This window comes from Pseudomonas brassicacearum (genome assembly GCF_000585995.1).
GTDB lineage: Bacteria > Pseudomonadota > Gammaproteobacteria > Pseudomonadales > Pseudomonadaceae > Aquipseudomonas > Aquipseudomonas brassicacearum_A.
In genome coordinates, this window is record NZ_CP007410.1 from 1,102,499 (window position 1) to 1,118,487 (window position 15,989).

The 15,989-nt window shown below is 58.6% G+C and carries 15 protein-coding genes; 8 read left to right on the top strand and 7 right to left on the bottom strand.

Going from position 1 to position 15,989, the window contains the following annotated elements:
• Positions 1-101 precede the first annotated feature (101 nt).
• Positions 102-1,061, top strand: a complete 960-nt coding sequence (locus CD58_RS04620; RefSeq protein ID WP_025211891.1) for a MerR family transcriptional regulator — start codon at positions 102-104, stop codon at positions 1,059-1,061.
• 21 nt (positions 1,062-1,082) lie between these two features.
• Here CD58_RS04620 and CD58_RS04625 read toward each other — a convergent pair whose 3' ends face one another.
• Positions 1,083-1,688: a hypothetical protein gene (locus tag CD58_RS04625; RefSeq protein ID WP_025211892.1), complete on the bottom strand. Its 606-nt coding sequence runs from the start codon at positions 1,686-1,688 to the stop codon at positions 1,083-1,085.
• Between the two features lie 54 nt (positions 1,689-1,742).
• Positions 1,743-2,219, bottom strand: coding sequence for a PAS domain-containing protein (locus CD58_RS04630; protein ID WP_025211893.1), 477 nt, complete (start codon positions 2,217-2,219; stop codon positions 1,743-1,745).
• A 156-nt stretch (positions 2,220-2,375) separates the two neighbouring features.
• On the opposite strand from CD58_RS04630, the gene CD58_RS04635 reads away from it, so the two are divergent.
• From CD58_RS04635 to CD58_RS04650, 4 genes are all read left to right on the top strand, one after another.
• Complete coding sequence (locus tag CD58_RS04635) at positions 2,376-2,828, top strand: flavodoxin (RefSeq protein ID WP_025211894.1); 453 nt, start codon at positions 2,376-2,378, stop codon at positions 2,826-2,828.
• Between the two features lie 165 nt (positions 2,829-2,993).
• A complete protein-coding gene (locus CD58_RS04640; protein ID WP_025211895.1) occupies positions 2,994-3,776 on the top strand; it encodes a class II aldolase/adducin family protein in 783 nt (260 codons plus the stop codon).
• Entirely contained in the window at positions 3,776-4,678 is a 903-nt protein-coding gene (locus CD58_RS04645) for an alpha/beta fold hydrolase (RefSeq protein ID WP_025211896.1), read from the top strand. The genes CD58_RS04640 and CD58_RS04645 overlap by 1 nt, the downstream gene beginning before the upstream one ends.
• 342 nt (positions 4,679-5,020) lie before the next feature.
• The gene (locus CD58_RS04650; protein ID WP_025211897.1) at positions 5,021-5,932 is read left to right on the top strand and encodes an SDR family oxidoreductase; all 912 of its coding nucleotides are present in this window, start codon (positions 5,021-5,023) and stop codon (positions 5,930-5,932) included.
• 42 nt (positions 5,933-5,974) lie between these two features.
• Here the strand turns inward: CD58_RS04650 and CD58_RS04655 are convergent, their stop codons facing one another.
• The 5 genes from CD58_RS04655 to CD58_RS31105 all read right to left on the bottom strand — a co-directional run bounded on the left by CD58_RS04655 (position 5,975) and on the right by CD58_RS31105 (position 9,849).
• Positions 5,975-6,742, bottom strand: a complete 768-nt coding sequence (locus CD58_RS04655; RefSeq protein WP_025211898.1) for an N-acetylmuramoyl-L-alanine amidase — start codon at positions 6,740-6,742, stop codon at positions 5,975-5,977.
• Positions 6,743-7,058: 316 nt separating this feature from the next.
• Positions 7,059-8,309 carry an IS256 family transposase gene (locus tag CD58_RS04660; protein WP_025211138.1) on the bottom strand — a complete coding sequence of 417 codons (1,251 nt, stop codon included), beginning with the start codon at positions 8,307-8,309 and terminating at the stop codon, positions 7,059-7,061.
• A gap of 164 nt (positions 8,310-8,473) precedes the next feature.
• Positions 8,474-9,256, bottom strand: a complete 783-nt coding sequence (locus tag CD58_RS04665; RefSeq protein ID WP_025211899.1) for an ATP-grasp domain-containing protein — start codon at positions 9,254-9,256, stop codon at positions 8,474-8,476.
• Between the two features lie 123 nt (positions 9,257-9,379).
• Positions 9,380-9,481: a bacteriocin immunity protein gene (locus CD58_RS31585; RefSeq protein WP_144238648.1), complete on the bottom strand. Its 102-nt coding sequence runs from the start codon at positions 9,479-9,481 to the stop codon at positions 9,380-9,382.
• 194 nt (positions 9,482-9,675) lie between these two features.
• Entirely contained in the window at positions 9,676-9,849 is a 174-nt protein-coding gene (locus tag CD58_RS31105; protein ID WP_158482150.1) for a hypothetical protein, read from the bottom strand.
• 214 nt (positions 9,850-10,063) lie between these two features.
• Between CD58_RS31105 and CD58_RS04675 the strand changes: the two genes are divergently transcribed.
• The 3 genes from CD58_RS04675 (at position 10,064) to CD58_RS04685 (ending at position 15,982) form a co-directional block, all read left to right on the top strand.
• Entirely contained in the window at positions 10,064-11,857 is a 1,794-nt protein-coding gene (locus CD58_RS04675) for a DUF1302 domain-containing protein (RefSeq protein WP_025211901.1), read from the top strand.
• Between the two features lie 22 nt (positions 11,858-11,879).
• Positions 11,880-13,247: a DUF1329 domain-containing protein gene (locus CD58_RS04680; RefSeq protein WP_025211902.1), complete on the top strand. Its 1,368-nt coding sequence runs from the start codon at positions 11,880-11,882 to the stop codon at positions 13,245-13,247.
• 182 nt (positions 13,248-13,429) lie between these two features.
• The gene (locus CD58_RS04685) at positions 13,430-15,982 is read left to right on the top strand and encodes a helix-turn-helix transcriptional regulator (protein ID WP_025211903.1); all 2,553 of its coding nucleotides are present in this window, start codon (positions 13,430-13,432) and stop codon (positions 15,980-15,982) included.
• The last annotated feature ends 7 nt before the right edge of the window (positions 15,983-15,989 follow it).

Consider the following 15,989-nt stretch of genomic DNA (forward strand, 5'->3'; position numbering starts at 1 on the left):
TTTTGAACGAAACGCAACGAAACCGCCCATCGCTATTGTCATCCTATGTCTAGGAGGGAGTAAACTGGGATCCAATTTGCCAGCCGGATTTGTCTGCCAAAATGAGCGTAATCACAGACGATAACTTCGTTTTCCAGGCCTCAGGTGCTTTAAAGCGCGAAGATTTGTTTCCCATTCGCGAAGTAGCCCGATTGACCGGTGTAAACCCCGTGACCCTGCGCGCATGGGAGCGTCGTTACGGGTTGATCCAGCCCACCCGCACCGAAAGCGGGCATCGCCTGTATTCTTTGAGCGATATCGACAAGGTGCGCAGCATCCTGGCCTGGATTGAGCGCGGCGTAGCGGTCAGTAAAGTGAGTAAGATTCTGGCGAAGACCGAGTCGGTGCAGCCGGTCTCTGCGCTGATTTCACCCGACCTGGTCAGGGCCGATTACGCCCAGTGGCAACAACAGGTGGCGGATGCAGTTGGCAACTTTGACGATATAGAGCTGGATCGCGTCTACGGGCAGATCTTTTCCACCTACGCGGTACCGATCATCTTCCAGGACATCCTGATGCCGATCTGGCGGCAATTGCTGCAACACCAGCAAGAGTTCGGGCAAACCAGCGAGTGGGTGTTTTTTGACGGTTTCCTGCGCTCGCGCATCATCCAGCGGCTCTTGCTCAAGCGCGAAGGCCTGTCGCGCCGTGTCCTGATCAGCGCCATTGCCGGTCAGTGCCGTGAATTGGAATTGCTGGTCGCGGCGCTGTTCCTGTCCAAGGCGGACGTCGGCGTCAGGGTGCTGTCGATCGGCCTGCCGTTCGACGAACTGACCCTGGTGTGCCAGAAGATCCAGCCGTTGGCGCTGGTGCTGGTTTCAAACCATGCGCCGACTTCCGAACTCCCCAAACGCTTGGGAAAACTGTCGATGAGCCTGGATTGTCCGTTAATGCTGGCCGGTGATGCCTCCGATCTGGCGCAGGAGCGCCTGGCTGGATCGTCAATCGGTTGCCTGGGCAATGAGGGAACGGTGATGAACCATCGCTTGCGTCAATTTCTGACGGGCAACCTGGACACCTGAACGGGTGCCCTGCCTCACACGTTAAAGATGCATGGTCGGATGGGTCAGGCGATGTTGCTGCAGGATGTACTGGCGCAAGCGTTCAGTCTCGTCCAGGTCATTCTGGTTCAAATGGTAGGCAAACAAACCCTGGTCGGTTTCCCGTTCGAAGCTGCCTCGCAACGAAATTCTCTCGTAGCCTGACGGGCTGAACCACAAGGCAAATTGCTTGGGTGGCTTGATACGACTGCGGTTTTCCAACAAGACGCCTTTACAGGACACCTCGTGGACCCAGAGAGATCCCGGCTGGCCCTTGATATTTTCCAGCGCTACGGGCTCCTCGAGCGTCAGGCGCCACGGGCGTATCTTCGGTCCGTCCTCGTAGATACTCGGCACACCTAAACGCAAGTGCATCGCATGGAATTCGTCTTCCACCAGGTGCAACGGAAAGGTCATTTGCTGGTTTTCGAAGTTGGCTTGCAGCGTCACTTGCTCATTCGCCGCCAGGCGCGTCAGCAGGTCACGGATCTGCGACCCACCGTTTACCAGCAAGCTCGACGTGACATCCCGCTCGTTCAATTGCGGGTTGTGCTGCATGGTCCGGATGAAGTCCAGTTCATCCTGAGTCAATAGGGCATCGCGCTGCATGGTCTACTCGAAATGATGATTTACATTTTCACTGGTGATTGTAGTGACTGACCGTTAATTCGCCGGTTTGTTTGTGCCGTTCGTCGCTTCGAGCCGGGCAATCGTTTCCCGGGCGTCGGCCAACTGCTGTTCCAACTGGGCGATACGTTGCTGGGCCTTGACCTGGACGGTGACGTCTTTCTGGACGCCGACGAAATAGGTATGGCCGTCGGCTTCGCTTTTAACTGTTGATAACGACAGTTCATTCCAGAATGGCGTGCCATCCTTTCGGTAGTTGCGTAGTACCTCCCGGCACGACCCCCCTCGCTTCAAGGCATTGCGAATCAGCTCGAGAGCGGGTTGGTCGCGATCACCCGATTGCAGGAACCGGCAATCCTGATAAAGGATTTCGTCGCTGTTGTAGCCTGTCAGCCGTTCGAAGGCCGGGTTAACGTAGATGAGAATATTGTCTTCGTCGCCTTCTTTTTCAGCGATGACGATCCCGTCGTTCGAAGCATTGATGACCAGTTGCATCAGTTGAGCGTTGATCATGTAGAGGGCCCTTTAAACATCCTTGTTGAAACCATATTTTAGAAGAAATCGACAAGCTGTCCACTTGCCATTACGGCTCTATTGAGAGCCATTCGCAGTCCGACGAGCGCTGCTGTTACTATCGCAGCTCTCTTATTTTGGTTCAGGATCAGATTGATGAAAGTCGCCATTCTTTCCGGCTCGGTCTATGGCACCGCCGAAGAAGTCGCCCGACACGCAGCCAAACTGTTTCGCGACGCGGGTTTCGAAGCCTGGCACAACCCTCGCGCCACCTTGGCGGATATCCAGGCATTTGGCCCACAGGCCTTGGTGGCGGTGACCTCTACGACGGGCATGGGTGAGTTGCCGGACAATTTGATGCCGCTGTACTCGACCCTCCGCGACCAGTTGCCTGGACTCTTTCGCGGCTTGCCCGGCGCGGTGATCGGCCTGGGCGACGCCAGCTACGGGGATACCTTCTGCGCTGGGGGCGAGCAAATGCGCGAGTTGTACGCCGAGCTGGGCGTGCGCGAGGTGTTGCCGATGCTACGGCTGGACGCCAGCGAAAGCGTCACCCCGGAAACCGATGCCGAACCGTGGCTCGGCGAGTTGATCGACGCCTTGCGTTGACGGCGTTGGCCGGGCGCCAGGGCGTCCATTGCGATGACCCGCTCGGCCAGTAAGCTGGCTGCTAATGCAACTACCGCTCCCCCAAGAGCTGACTAGACTGGTTTTCTTGCGTACGAAGTTTTTGTAATGAGCTTCATATAATAAGAAAACCAGGGGGTCCGAGCCGTGAGCGTAGCGCCCATCCAACCGACACTCAGCATCAAAGACCAAGTCAGTGCCGCCGAATGGCAAACCCGGGTCGACCTTGCCGCCTGTTATCGGCTTGTCGCATTGCATGGCTGGGATGACCTGATCTTCACCCATATTTCCGCCAAGGTTCCCGGCACGGAGGATTTCCTGATCAACCCGTTTGGGTTGATGTTCCATGAAATCACCGCGTCGAGCCTGGTTAAAGTCGACCAGGCCGGTAATAAGTTGATGGACAGCCCTTACGAGATCAACCCGGCCGGCTACACCATCCACAGTGCGGTGCATGAGGTTCGCCATGATGTGGCCTGTGTGTTGCACACCCACACGGCGGCCGGTGTCGCAGTGTCGGCCCAGAAGCAGGGCGTGTTGCCGATCAGCCAGCAATCGCTGTTCGTGCTGTCGAGCCTGGCCTATCACGCCTACGAAGGGGTGGCCTTGAATCACGAGGAAAAGGCTCGCTTGCAGGCGGACCTGGGTGACAGCAACTTCCTGATGCTGCACAACCATGGCCTGCTGACCTGCGGCGGCACCATCGCCGATACCTTCCTGATGATGTTCACCTTCCAGCGGGCCTGTGACATTCAGGTCCTGGCTCAGGGCGGTGGGGCCGAGCTGATCGCCATCGAGCCACAGATCCTGGCTGGCGCCCAGGCGATGATCGCCGGGGTGACCAGGAGCGCACAGGGCATGGGAGGCGCGTTGGCCTGGCCGGCGTTGCTGCGCAAGCTCGATCAACAAGACACGGGGTATAGAAGCTGATGCCCCTGGTCCAGATTCCCCTGCGTATCTGGCGCCAGCGCAGCCAGACCTTCCTGTTCCGCGGCCATGTCATTCGTTACTGGGTGGCAGGGCAGGGCGAACCGCTGTTGTTGATCCACGGTTTCCCCACCGCCAGTTGGGATTGGCATTACCTGTGGCAGCCATTGGCGCAACGCTATCGCGTGATCGCGTGTGACATGCTCGGTTTCGGTGACTCCGCCAAGCCGTTGAACCATGCCTACAGCCTGCTGGAGCAGGCGGATCTGCAACAGGCCTTGCTGGCGCATCTGAACGTCAAGCAAGCGGTGCATGTGTTGGCCCACGACTATGGTGACAGTGTGGCCCAGGAGCTGATCGCCCGGCATTTTGAGGCGCGCATCCAGGTCGCCAGTTGTGTGTTCCTCAACGGTGGTCTGTTCCCGGAAACCCATCGTCCGGTACTGGCTCAAAAACTGTTGCTCAGCCCCGCGGGTTGGCTGCTGGGGCGGCTATTCTCCCGGCAAAGCCTGGTCAAGAGTTTTCGCCAGATTTTCGGCCCCAGGACCGCGCCCACTGAAAGTGTGCTGGATGATTTCTGGAGTTTGGTCGAAGCCCATCGCGGCCCGCGGATCATGCACAAACTCATCGCCTACATCCCCGAACGACGGGTGCAGCGCGATCGTTGGGTGCGCGCGATGCAGCGCGGTGCAGTGCCGTTGCGGGTGATTGACGGGGCGGTCGATCCGATATCCGGTGAGCACATGGTGGCGCGCTACGAGGCGCTGATTCCAAACCCTGACACGGTGCTGTTGCCGGACATCGGTCATTACCCCCACACCGAGGCACCGGTGCAGGTGCTCCAGCATTACCTGGCGTTTCGCGCAAACATCGCCACCCCGCTCAGGCAGATGGCCTATTCGTGAGCATTCGTTGTGGGGCTTGCTCGCGATAGCGAAGTCATAACCACCCAAGAATGTGCCGGCCCCATCGCGAGCAAGCTCGCTCCCACAATGGACTTGTGGCGTGATCAAAATCCGTGGGCATCCGCGACCCCTGTGGGAGCGAGCTTGCTCGCGATGGCGGTGGTTCTGCCGGTGAAGACATTGAATGTGCCGCCGTGGATGCAAGCTACGGCGACCAGGATTTGGCCCGCATCATCCCCCACCTTATCGCCCACCATTCACTCCCAACCGTGTTGATTGTGACCGGTCGACTTGTACCGGACACTCGTGCCCATTGTCCTATCGGCCTGCTGGAGTTCTGTCATGAGTGAGTCTGTGCGCTTCGAAGATAAAGTCGTGATCGTCACGGGTGCCGGCGGTGGCCTGGGACGCGCCCATGCGCTGCTGTTCGCCAAACAAGGTGCAAAGGTGCTGGTCAACGACCTTGGCGGCTCGGCGCAAGGGGAAGGGGCCAACGCCTCGGCAGCGGACCGGGTAGTCGCCGAAATTCGCGCAGCCGGCGGCATCGCCGAAGCGAATCACGACTCCGTCACCGATGGCGACAAACTGGTCCAGAACGCCCTCGACGCGTTCGGCCGGGTCGATGTGGTGGTCAACAACGCCGGCATCCTGCGGGACAAGACCTTTCACAAAATGGACGATGCCGACTGGGATCTGGTCTACCGCGTCCATGTCGAAGGCGCCTACAAAGTCACCCGCGCCGCATGGCCGCACCTGCGTGAACAAAACTATGGGCGGGTCATCTTCACGGCCTCAACGTCTGGCATCTACGGCAACTTCGGCCAATCCAACTACGGCATGGCCAAGCTTGGCCTGTATGGCCTGACCCGCACCTTGGCCATCGAAGGTCGCAAGAACAATATCCTGGTCAACGCCATTGCCCCCACCGGCGGCACCCGCATGACCGAGGGCCTGATCCCGCCGCAGGTATTCGAACAACTCAAGCCTGAACTGGTCAGCCCGTTGGTGGTGTACCTGGCCAGTGAAACCTGCCAGGAAACTTCCGGATTGTTCGAAGTGGGCGGCGGCTGGATGGGCAAGGTGCGTTGGGAGCGCAGCTTGGGTGCCGGGTTCGATCCGCGCAAAGGCTTCTCGCCTGAAGACGTCGCCGCCCATTGGCAGCAAATTTGTGATTTCGAGGATGCGGTGCACCCGAATGACAACCTGGAAGCGTTGAAGGAAATGATGGCGAATCTGCAACGCTACACCGTTTAACTCGCTGCCTGGACCGGTTGCCGTCAGTGACGGCAACGCGGGTCACGGAACGTATTTCTTCACCAGCGCTGCCAGGTTCGCCGCCGTCTCGATATCCATCACGCCGTCATGTTTCGCCGGACGAAAGTGCAGCTGAAACGCGCGCACCAGCCGCTGAAAACCCGCGCTCGTCGTGGCGGCCGACGTGTCATACCCATATTTCTTGAACAGCCCGAGCAGTTGCTCACGCGTCGGCAAGCCGTTGCATTGGTAAGCCTGCGTGTAGGCCTTTTGCGTGGGCCCATCGAACCAGGCGCCGATGCCTTTGGCGTACAGCGCCTGCCAGGGAAACATCGGGCCAGGGTCGCTTTTCCTGCCGGCGGCGATGTCCGAATGCCCCACCACGTTGACCGGGCTGATGTCCGGATAGCGCTTGAGTATGTTCAACGCCAGGTATTCGATCGCCTCGATTTGCTCGGGCGTATAAGGCGGGAAGGTGAACTGCCCCTGGTTATCCGTGGCGAGATTGACGATTTCAACGCCAATCGAGGTGTCGTTCAGATTATTTCGACCACCCCAACTGCTCACTCCCGCGTGCCAGGCACGTTGGTTTTCGTCGACCAGATTGAAAATCTGCGGCTCGTTGAAACCGGCTTTCAAGTAACTCGGGTCGGTGAAGTCCGGGATCAGGTAGTGAGCGCTGACCGAAGCGCCGGTCAGTGCGTTGACGGAAGAGGAGAAGTTCGCGGCGGTGTAGTGAAAGACCAGAAAACGAACTCGGCTGTTATAGCCGTTCTTTGATCGATAGCTGCTGTAGTTGATTGGCGTCATAAAGAACTCACTGAGATTTAAAATCGAAGCAGAATGCTGCGACTGACTTTCAGCCTATCAGTGGATTTTTTATGAGCTTGTAGTGGGGTTCTTACAATGTTGTAGGAATAGGCGTTTGGGTGTTTGGGAACTGACTGTCGTGGATGTAATGAAGTGATAAGCCAAAGACGCCCCTGAATCCTAGATGCTTACGGATGAAATGATTCCGTGGCAAGGGAGCTTGCTCCCGCTGGGCTGCGTAGCGGCCCCTTTTTGGGGACTGTCAGATATTTTGTGTGCGGGCCGGTAACGGCCTGCCGTTAGGCAGGCCATGCTTTTACCAGGTCGGTCTGATAAATCGATCTCCGTACAGAATCGCGAATTGATTCATCGCACTTTTCCAGTCATGGGCCGCTGAACCCCAGTTTGCTGTGATATTGCGCAGCCCAAGCCAGATCAGCTTGGTCGCCGCATCGTCGGTCGGGAAGTGGCCTCGGGTCTTGATGATCTTGCGCAGTTGAGCGTTGATGCTCTCAATGGCGTTGGTCGTGTAGATCACTTTTCGGATCGCCGGCGGGAAAACGAAAAAAGGAATCACACGATCCCAAGCGCGGCGCCAAGCAGCCACTACCGTCGGATACTGCTTGCCCCATGGCCCGCTTTCAAACGCATCCAGCGCTTGCTCGGCCGCTTCGGCGGTGACTGCCTGATAGATCGGTTTGAGCGCCTTGGCCAGTTCGCGGCGCTTATCCCAAGCCGCGTAATCAAGACTGTTGCGGATCAGATGAACAATGCATGTTTGCAGTGTCGTGTCCGGAAATACAGCGCTGAGAGCTTCCGGCATGCCTTTAAGGCCATCGGTCACAGCAATCAACACGTCTTCGACGCCGCGTGTCTTGAGGTCGTTGAACACCTTCATCCAGAATTTGGCGCCCTCGGTCGTTTCGATCCAAATGCCGAGAATATCGCGTGTTCCGTCAGGCAAAACACCCAAGGCCAGGTAGATTGCCTTGTTGCGAACCAGCCCCTCTTCGCGGATTTTGACCCGCAGAGCATCGAAGAAAATAACCGGATACATCGGCTCCAAAGGCCGCTGTTGCCAGGCACCGATCTCTGCCATGACTTCGTCGGTTACAGAGCTAATGAAGTCGGGAGAAACGTCCGTACCGTACTGCTCGGAAAGAAACGCACGGATCTCTCTAACAGTCATTCCGCGGGCATACATGGCGATGATCTTGTCGTCGAACCCAGTGTAACGCCGCTCGTGTTTGGGGATCAGGATGGGAGAAAAACTGCCGTCCCGGTCGCGAGGAATATCCAGTCGGAGCGGACCATCACCGGTTAGAACCGTCTTGCCGCTTTTGCCATTGCGCTGGTTGGTTTCATCCTCTGGGCGCTGCGCGCCCGGCGGATAGCCCAGGTGGTGGCCAAGCTCAGCACTCAAGGCTCGCTCGATCAAAGCCTTCTTGAACGCCGCAGAGGCATCCTCAATGGCTTCAGCGGTCATCGGTCCATCGGTAAATTGCTCAAGCAGCTCTTTCGGGATTTTCGGCAGCTCTCGCAACGCGGGTTTCTTCTTGGTTGGCATACATGCACCTCTTACTCATGTTATGCCCGAACACAAAATTTCTGACACCCCCCTTTTTGTGAGCGCTTCGCACTCAAGCGGGAGCAAGCTCCCTCGCCACGATGATTCAAAGAAACCTCAAGTGAACGGCATTACCCATAAAGTGGATTCCATCAGGTATATACCTATCCTGCGCGGCTCAACATCCAGGCGAAGCGCTCGGCGGACCATTCCTTGCGGTCTGACACCTGGCCGTCGCCCAACTCGATTACCCGCAGTACACCGTCTGACCTGAGTGCTACGTCGATCGAGAAAAAAGGACTGTCGATCAGCCGTGCGCATTCGATCACCAACTCAGGCACCTCGTCGGTGACGCCATAGGCCTGCCCGTGGAGCACAAAGTAACGACGCTCGGTTTCTTCGAGGTATTCCTCTCGTCGTCTGACGCATATACCGCCTTCAATCTGGCCACGATATTGGCGCATCTTTTCAACAAGCGGCGCTATGCCTTCGGGAGTGCTCACCAAGCTACCACTACCGGTGTTAAGCGACTTTACGTAATCCTTGATGAAGTAGCCTGGCCATTGTAGGCCTTCGAGTGCCTGAGTGAAGTTTGCATCACTGGCCAACACCACCGTTTCGCTCGTGTAGGCAACCAGCAATGGATACCACTGCGGCAAGTGATGACAGAGTCGATATTGCGTAGCGTCGGTTATTCCAATGATGCCCTTTTCGCACAGGTGGCTAACCAAAGCGGCATACGCGTCGAGTGTCAGCATCCACCCGCGATATAAGGTCGAGTCTCCAGACGTGAGGGGCGCAGAAGTCCTGAAAAGACCTGCTTCGAAATCTTCAAAAGAGAACAGCGCAGTCCTCAGTCCCGCAGTCATTACCGCTTCGTACTCTTCAGCGTACTGCTCATCAGGATGTTTTTTATCAAATGGGTCGCTAGGGTAGAGGAGGTGCATAATGCTTTTTACCGATGAGAAGTGGAGGGTCAAATGCTGCTGGATTCGGTACATCGCGACACGGAGTCGAGAGAGCCTGCTGCCGATTATTCAGCAGCAAGGGTCGTTTAAATATCTGGAGCGTCAGGGCTGCTTGAATCCCGGTTTTCCGTTGGCGGCGCGCCAAGCTTTTATCTTTTCAACTATTTGTTCAGGGCTGTTATGGCCGTCTTCTGGATAATAAATTAGATCTGAGCCGGAAGGGTGCTCTGAGGTTTTCTAAATTCTAAAACAGCTACCGTGTGGGCTTCTTCTGAGGGGAAACTCATATAGCGTTTCCGACAGTGCTGTAGGAATCGAGAAGTTTCTATCGAGAAATAACCCGCAAATAAAAAAGGCCGCTGCAAAAGCAGCGGCCTAAACATGACGTTGCAAAGGAGCTACAAATCAACGTCGGTAAACACGGGATGATGGATCGATACGCCAATCCATCCGAAGGACGGTACGCCAGGCGTGAGGGATGCCGTGGCGGCTTGCGCTTGCAGGCCCGTTGCCCTGAAAGCCCCGCCAGCATAAGGATCGAGTTCTTCGGGAAACAGCCTGGATTCAGACATGCACCGTTACGGGGTCCGCAACAGTCGCAATGGCTGTGATGAATATGCGCGCAGCTGATAACCCATCATCCAGTCCGTCGATGCTCGACGCAGAGGCCCGCCCTGCAAGGCCAGTAATCCTTTTTAGGTACAACGCGAATACCTCCTTGGTGCGCTTATCGCCCATGGCGTGCGGCAGTAGGGTGAGGTCTCTGTCACTCACCGGGGAAGACGCATGACAACAATAACAATGCGCGCCATCTTCAAGCCGCAGGCGCTGGCCGTTGCGGTGGCCTTGGGTTGCTGTGCCCAGGCGCAGGCCGTTTCATTCAACATTGGCGAGATCGAGGGTCAGTTCGACTCTTCGCTGTCCGTGGGCGCGAGCTGGGGCATGCGCGACGCCGACAAGGACCTGGTTGGTACCGTCAACGGCGGTAGGGGGCAGTCGTCCACGGGTGACGATGGGCGGCTGAACTTCAAGAAAGGCGAAACCTTTTCCAAGATCTTCAAAGGCCTGCACGACCTCGAACTCAAGTACGGCGACACCGGTGTGTTCGTGCGTGGCAAGTACTGGTACGACTTCGAACTCAAGGACGAAGGCCGTGAGTTCAAGGACATCAGTGACAGCAATCGCAAGGAAGGCGCCAAGTCGTCAGGGGCGCAGATCCTCGATGCCTTCGTCTATCACAACTATTCCATCGCCGATTTGCCCGGCACAGTGCGCGCCGGCAAGCAGGTGGTCAGCTGGGGCGAAAGTACCTTCATCGGCAACTCCATCAACAGCATCAACCCGGTGGACGTGTCCGCGTTCCGTCGCCCGGGCGCGGAGATCAAGGAAGGCTTGATCCCGGTGAACATGCTGTTCGCCTCCCAGGGTTTGACCGACAAACTCACTATCGAAGGGTTCTACCAACTGGAGTGGGACCAGACCGTTGTCGACAACTGCGGCACGTTCTTCGGCAATGACGTAGTGGCAGATGGTTGCACCAGCGGTTACACCGTGGGCAGCCCGGCGATCGCGCCATTCGTGCCACTGACTCAGGCCTTTGGCCAAGGTATTCAGGTGAATGACGAAGGCGTTGTCATTGCTCGCAGCGGTGACCGGGACGCCCGTGATTCCGGCCAGTGGGGCACGGCGTTGCGCTGGCTCGGCGATGACACCGAGTATGGACTGTACTTCATGAACTATCACAGCCGCACGCCTACTGTGGGGACGACCACAGCGGGACTCTCCACGCTGGCGGCCCTGCCGGGGATGGTCGCGATTGCCAACGGTATAGCGCCCGGCAGCGGAGCGGGCCTGGCGCAAAGCGTGATGCTGGGACGCGGCCAGTACTACCTTGAATACCCCGAGGACATCCGCCTGTACGGCGCCAGTTTCTCCACCACGCTGCCTACCGGTACCGCGTGGACCGGGGAAATCAGCTATCGCCCCAACGCACCGGTGCAGGTCAATACCACCGACCTGACCCTGGCCTTGCTCAATCCGATTGCCGGTGGTGCAGCATCACCCATTGCCACCTCGGCGGGCGCAGACAACACCGGCTACCGCCGCAAGGAAATCACCCAAGTCCAGAGCACCCTGACGCACTTCTTCGATCAGGTACTGGGCGCCGATCGCCTGACCTTGGTGGGCGAGGCGGCGGTGGTGCACGTCGGCGGGCTGGAGTCCAAGGACAAACTGCGTTACGGCCGCGATTCGGTCTACGGCCAGTACGGGTTCAATGGTGACACCGATGGCTTCGTCACCTCGACCTCCTGGGGCTACCGCGCCCGGGCGATTCTCGACTACTCCAACGTGATCGGCGGGGTGAACTTCAAGCCTAACGTGTCCTGGTCCCACGACGTGGCCGGCTACGGTCCCAACGGCTTGTTCAACGAAGGCGCCAAGGCCGTCAGCCTCGGTGTCGATGCCGACTACCGCAACACGTACACCGCCAGCCTGAGCTACACCGACTTTTTTGGCGGCGATTACAACGTTCTCGAAGACCGCGACTTCCTCGCGTTGAGCTTCGGCGTGAACTTCTGATCTGGCTGACAAGGAAAACCCAATGCGCAAGATGATCCTGCAATGCGGTGCCCTGGCCTTGAGCCTGTTGGCCGCGAACGTGATGGCGGCGGTTTCGCCGGATGAAGCGAACAAACTGGGCACCAGTCTCACCCCCATCGGTGCGGAAAAGGCTGGCAACGCCGATGGCTCGATCCCGGCCTGGACCGGCGGCATTCCAAAAAACGCTGGAGCAGTGGACAGCAAGGGTTTTTTGGCCGACCCGTTCGCCAATGAAAAACCACTGTTCACCATCACCGCCGCGACGGTGGACAAGTACAAGGACAAGCTCTCCGAAGGCCAGGTCGCGATGTTCAAGCGCTACCCGGAAACCTACAAGATTCCAGTCTATCCAACCCACCGCAGCGTTTCCCTGCCGCCGGAAATCTACGAGTCGGCCAAGCGCAGCGCACTCAACGTGGCGTCCATCAACGACGGTAACGGCTTGTCCAACTTCACCGGCAACCGCTACTACGCGTTCCCGATCCCCAAGAACGGTGTGGAAGTCATATGGAACCACATCACCCGTTATCACGGTGGCAACCTGCGACGCATCATTACCCAGGCCACGCCACAGACCAATGGCGGCTTCACGCCGATCCGCTTCGAAGAAGAAATCGCCGTGCCGTTCCTGATCAAGGATGCCGACCCGGAAAAGGCCAGTAACGTACTGACCTATTTCAAGCAGGAGGTCACCGCCCCGGCACGCCTGGCCGGTAATGTGCTGTTGGTGCACGAAACCCTCGACCAAGTGAAGGAGCCGCGCCTGGCCTGGATCTACAACGCCGGCCAGCGTCGCGTACGTCGTGCCCCGCAAGTGGCCTACGACGGCCCGGGTACCGCCGCCGACGGGTTGCGCACCTCCGACAACTTTGACCTGTTTTCCGGCGCCCCGGATCGCTACGACTGGAAGCTGATCGGCAAGAAGGAAATGTACATCCCGTACAACAGCTACAAGCTCGATTCCCCCAGCCTCAAGTACGACGATGTGATCAAGGCCGGCCATATCAACCAGGACCTGACCCGCTATGAGTTGCACCGGGTCTGGGAAGTGGTCGGGACGGTCAAGCCCAGCGAGCGGCACATCTACGCCAAACGCCACATGTACTTCGACGAAGACAGCTGGCAGGCCGCGCTGGTGGACCACTACGACGGTCGCGGTCAACTGTGGCGGGTGGCCGAAGGTCATGCCCAGTTCTACTACGACCACCAGAACCCGGGCTACACCCTCGAGGCGCTCTACGACATCATCGCTGGCCGCTACATTGCCCTGGGGATGAAGAACGAAGAGAAGCACAGCTACGAGTACGGTTTCGAAGCCAGGGCAGCCGACTACACACCGGCGGCGCTGCGTTCGACTGGGGTTCGTTAAGGTCTGAAGGTTGGAAAGATGGCTGCCACAAACTGTGTCTGACTTGAAATGATCATGAACGACCGGCAGCAAACCTGCCGGTCGTTTTTTTATGGGCGCTAATCAGCGCGCTGAATACTTCTCCTAAGGTGAGCGACACAGGACTAGGGTGATGAAACAACAATAAACAGGACTCTGCTGACATGACCGCCATGACCCCGTGTCCGGACCGTCCAGGATTGCTCCCTCGTCTGTCCTCGACGCATCTACCGCGGCGGTCCTTGAGCGAGCCCTTGCTGGCCTCCGAGGCGCGGGTAAAACTGCTGTGCGCGCCGGCGGGCAGTGGCAAGAGTGCGTTGTTCGCCGAATGTTTCCTCCAGGCCCCCGCCGAGTGTCGGCTGCACTGGCTGCCCCTGGGGGGCGCGGCGCTGAGTGTCGGGCAAATGTGCGAACACCTGGCGCAAACCCTCGGGCTGCCGGTGATGGATCAAGTCGGGCTGACGGCTCATCTGGCGAGTTTGCAAACACCGACCTGGTTGTTTCTGGATGATTATTGTCGGGTACCGAATCCCGAGCTGGACCAGTGGCTCGATCGTCTGTTGAACGTCAGCAGCCCGGCGTTGCACGTGTGGGTAAATAGCCGCCGCCGTCCCCACTGCAATTGGCCGCGCCTGCTGCTCGATGACGAGCTGCACGAATTCGACACGCAGGCGTTGGTCTTCACCCTGGACGATGTCCAGCAATTGCTCAGTCATCTGCCGGCCCCCCAGGCGGCCCGCACGGCCCGTGAGGTGCTACAGCGCAGCGGCGGTTGGTGCGCCGGGGTGCGCATCGCCTTGCTTGAGCGTTGTGAATGGGCGCGCCGTCACGCGTCGCCGGGACGGCCCGGCACCCTGCTGGATTACCTTGAGTACGAGCTGTTCAGCACGCTGACCCCGGACCTGGCCCAGGCCTGGCGCGTGCTGGCCCATTTACCACGCTTCAATGCCCGGCTTTGCGAGCACCTGTTCGGCGATACCGTGGGCGCCGAATGCCTTCCCTTGTTGCTGGACCTGGGGTGCTTTATCGAACCGTGGGAACAGTCCTCGGACTGGTTGCACATTTTCCCGCCCCTGGCCCGCCTGGTACGTGACGAGCCCTGGCCGCAAGGACGGTCCTGGCACCGCCGGGCCTGCCAGTGGTTCGCCGCCGAGCAGGACTGGCAAATGGCATTCGAGCAAGCCATGCAGGCGGGGGAGTTCGAGACCGCCGTCAGCTTTTTGCAGCACTTGAGCTTCGAGCATGTACTGCAACGCAGCAACGTGGTGCTATTGCTCAACCTGCATGATCAACAAGGTGAAGCGTTGACGCTGGGTACGCCGCAATCGGTGGGGTTGGTGACGGCGGCGCTGTTGTTTGCAGGACGCTTCGAACAGGCGTCGGCGTGCATCGAACAACTGGCCCGGTTCGTGCCCCAGCCCCAGGCCTGCCAGCAGCGAGAAGTGCTGGCGCGCTGGCAGGTCTTGCGCGGTTGGTTGCTGCATCTCTCGGGAGACGGCGACCAGGCGCGCGAGCATTTCCTCCAGGCCCAGGGCAGCCTCGATCCACAAGCCTGGTCCCTTCGATTGCTATGCCTGCTGGGGCTGACGCAGCAAGCGCTGCTCAAAGGCGACCTGGCCTCTGCCCAATGGATCAACCGCCAGGCATTATGCCTGGCGCGCGCCCAAGGCTCGCTGGTGTTTGAAGGGCTGCTGGAATTGGACCACGCTCAGGTGCTGGAACAACGCGGTGCCCCCCATCGGGCCGAACATTTGCTAAGCGCCGTCCAGGCCTTGCTCGATAAGCCCGGCCAGGATTTTTCCGCGTTGTTGGGGCGTATTGCCCTGCGTCGTGGACGCCTGGCATTGCGCATGGGGCTTGATGAGTTGGCGGCCGAGCAATTTCAAGTGGGCCTGGAAACCGGCCTGCGCAGCCAGGACAAACAAGTGCTCTATGGTTTTCTCGGCAAAGCGAGCCTGGCCGCCAACCAAGGTGACTACGGCGAAGCGTTCATGCAACTGCGCGACGCCGAGCGGATCATGCAGCAGCGACACATCCCCGATACGGTGTACCGCGGCGTGCTGCTGCAAACCAGTTGCCAGTTCTGGTTGCAACAAGGCCGTCCGGAACTGGCTTATGAAGCCTTGACCCGGGTGTTGCGGCATTTTCGCGGGCCGCAGGCCAAGCACGCGCCTCCCGCGACGCTGGAGTTGATTCCGCGACTTGAATATCTACTGGTACTGACAGAGGTCTACTTGCATCGGGCGCAAGATCCGCAGGCTCGTCTGGAAGCCATGATCAGCCAGGCGCAATGCCTTGAAATGCATGGTCTGGAAGCCGATTTGCAGCTAGCGCTGGTTGAAGTGGTCTGGTTGTCTGCCGACCGTTCCCAGGTTCGAACGCTGGTGCAAGAAGGGCTCAAACGAGTCGCCTGTTATCGGGCGCAGCAAGCGTTGTGTGAGTTGCGCTTGCGCCAACCTGACCTGTTGCACTGGACGCAGTCGGCGGAGCCCATCGAGTCGCCAGCGGCTGGCTCTGAAGATACGTTGCTCAGTCACCGGGAACTTGAAGTGCTGGAGTTGATTGCACAAGGTCATTCCAATCAACAAATTGCCGAGCAGCTGTTCATATCGTTGCACACGGTAAAAACCCATGCGCGTCGGATCCACAGCAAGTTAGGTGTGCAGCGGCGTACTCAAGCGGTAGCGAAGGCTAAAGTCATGGGGATGATGGGGTAGTTTGTTC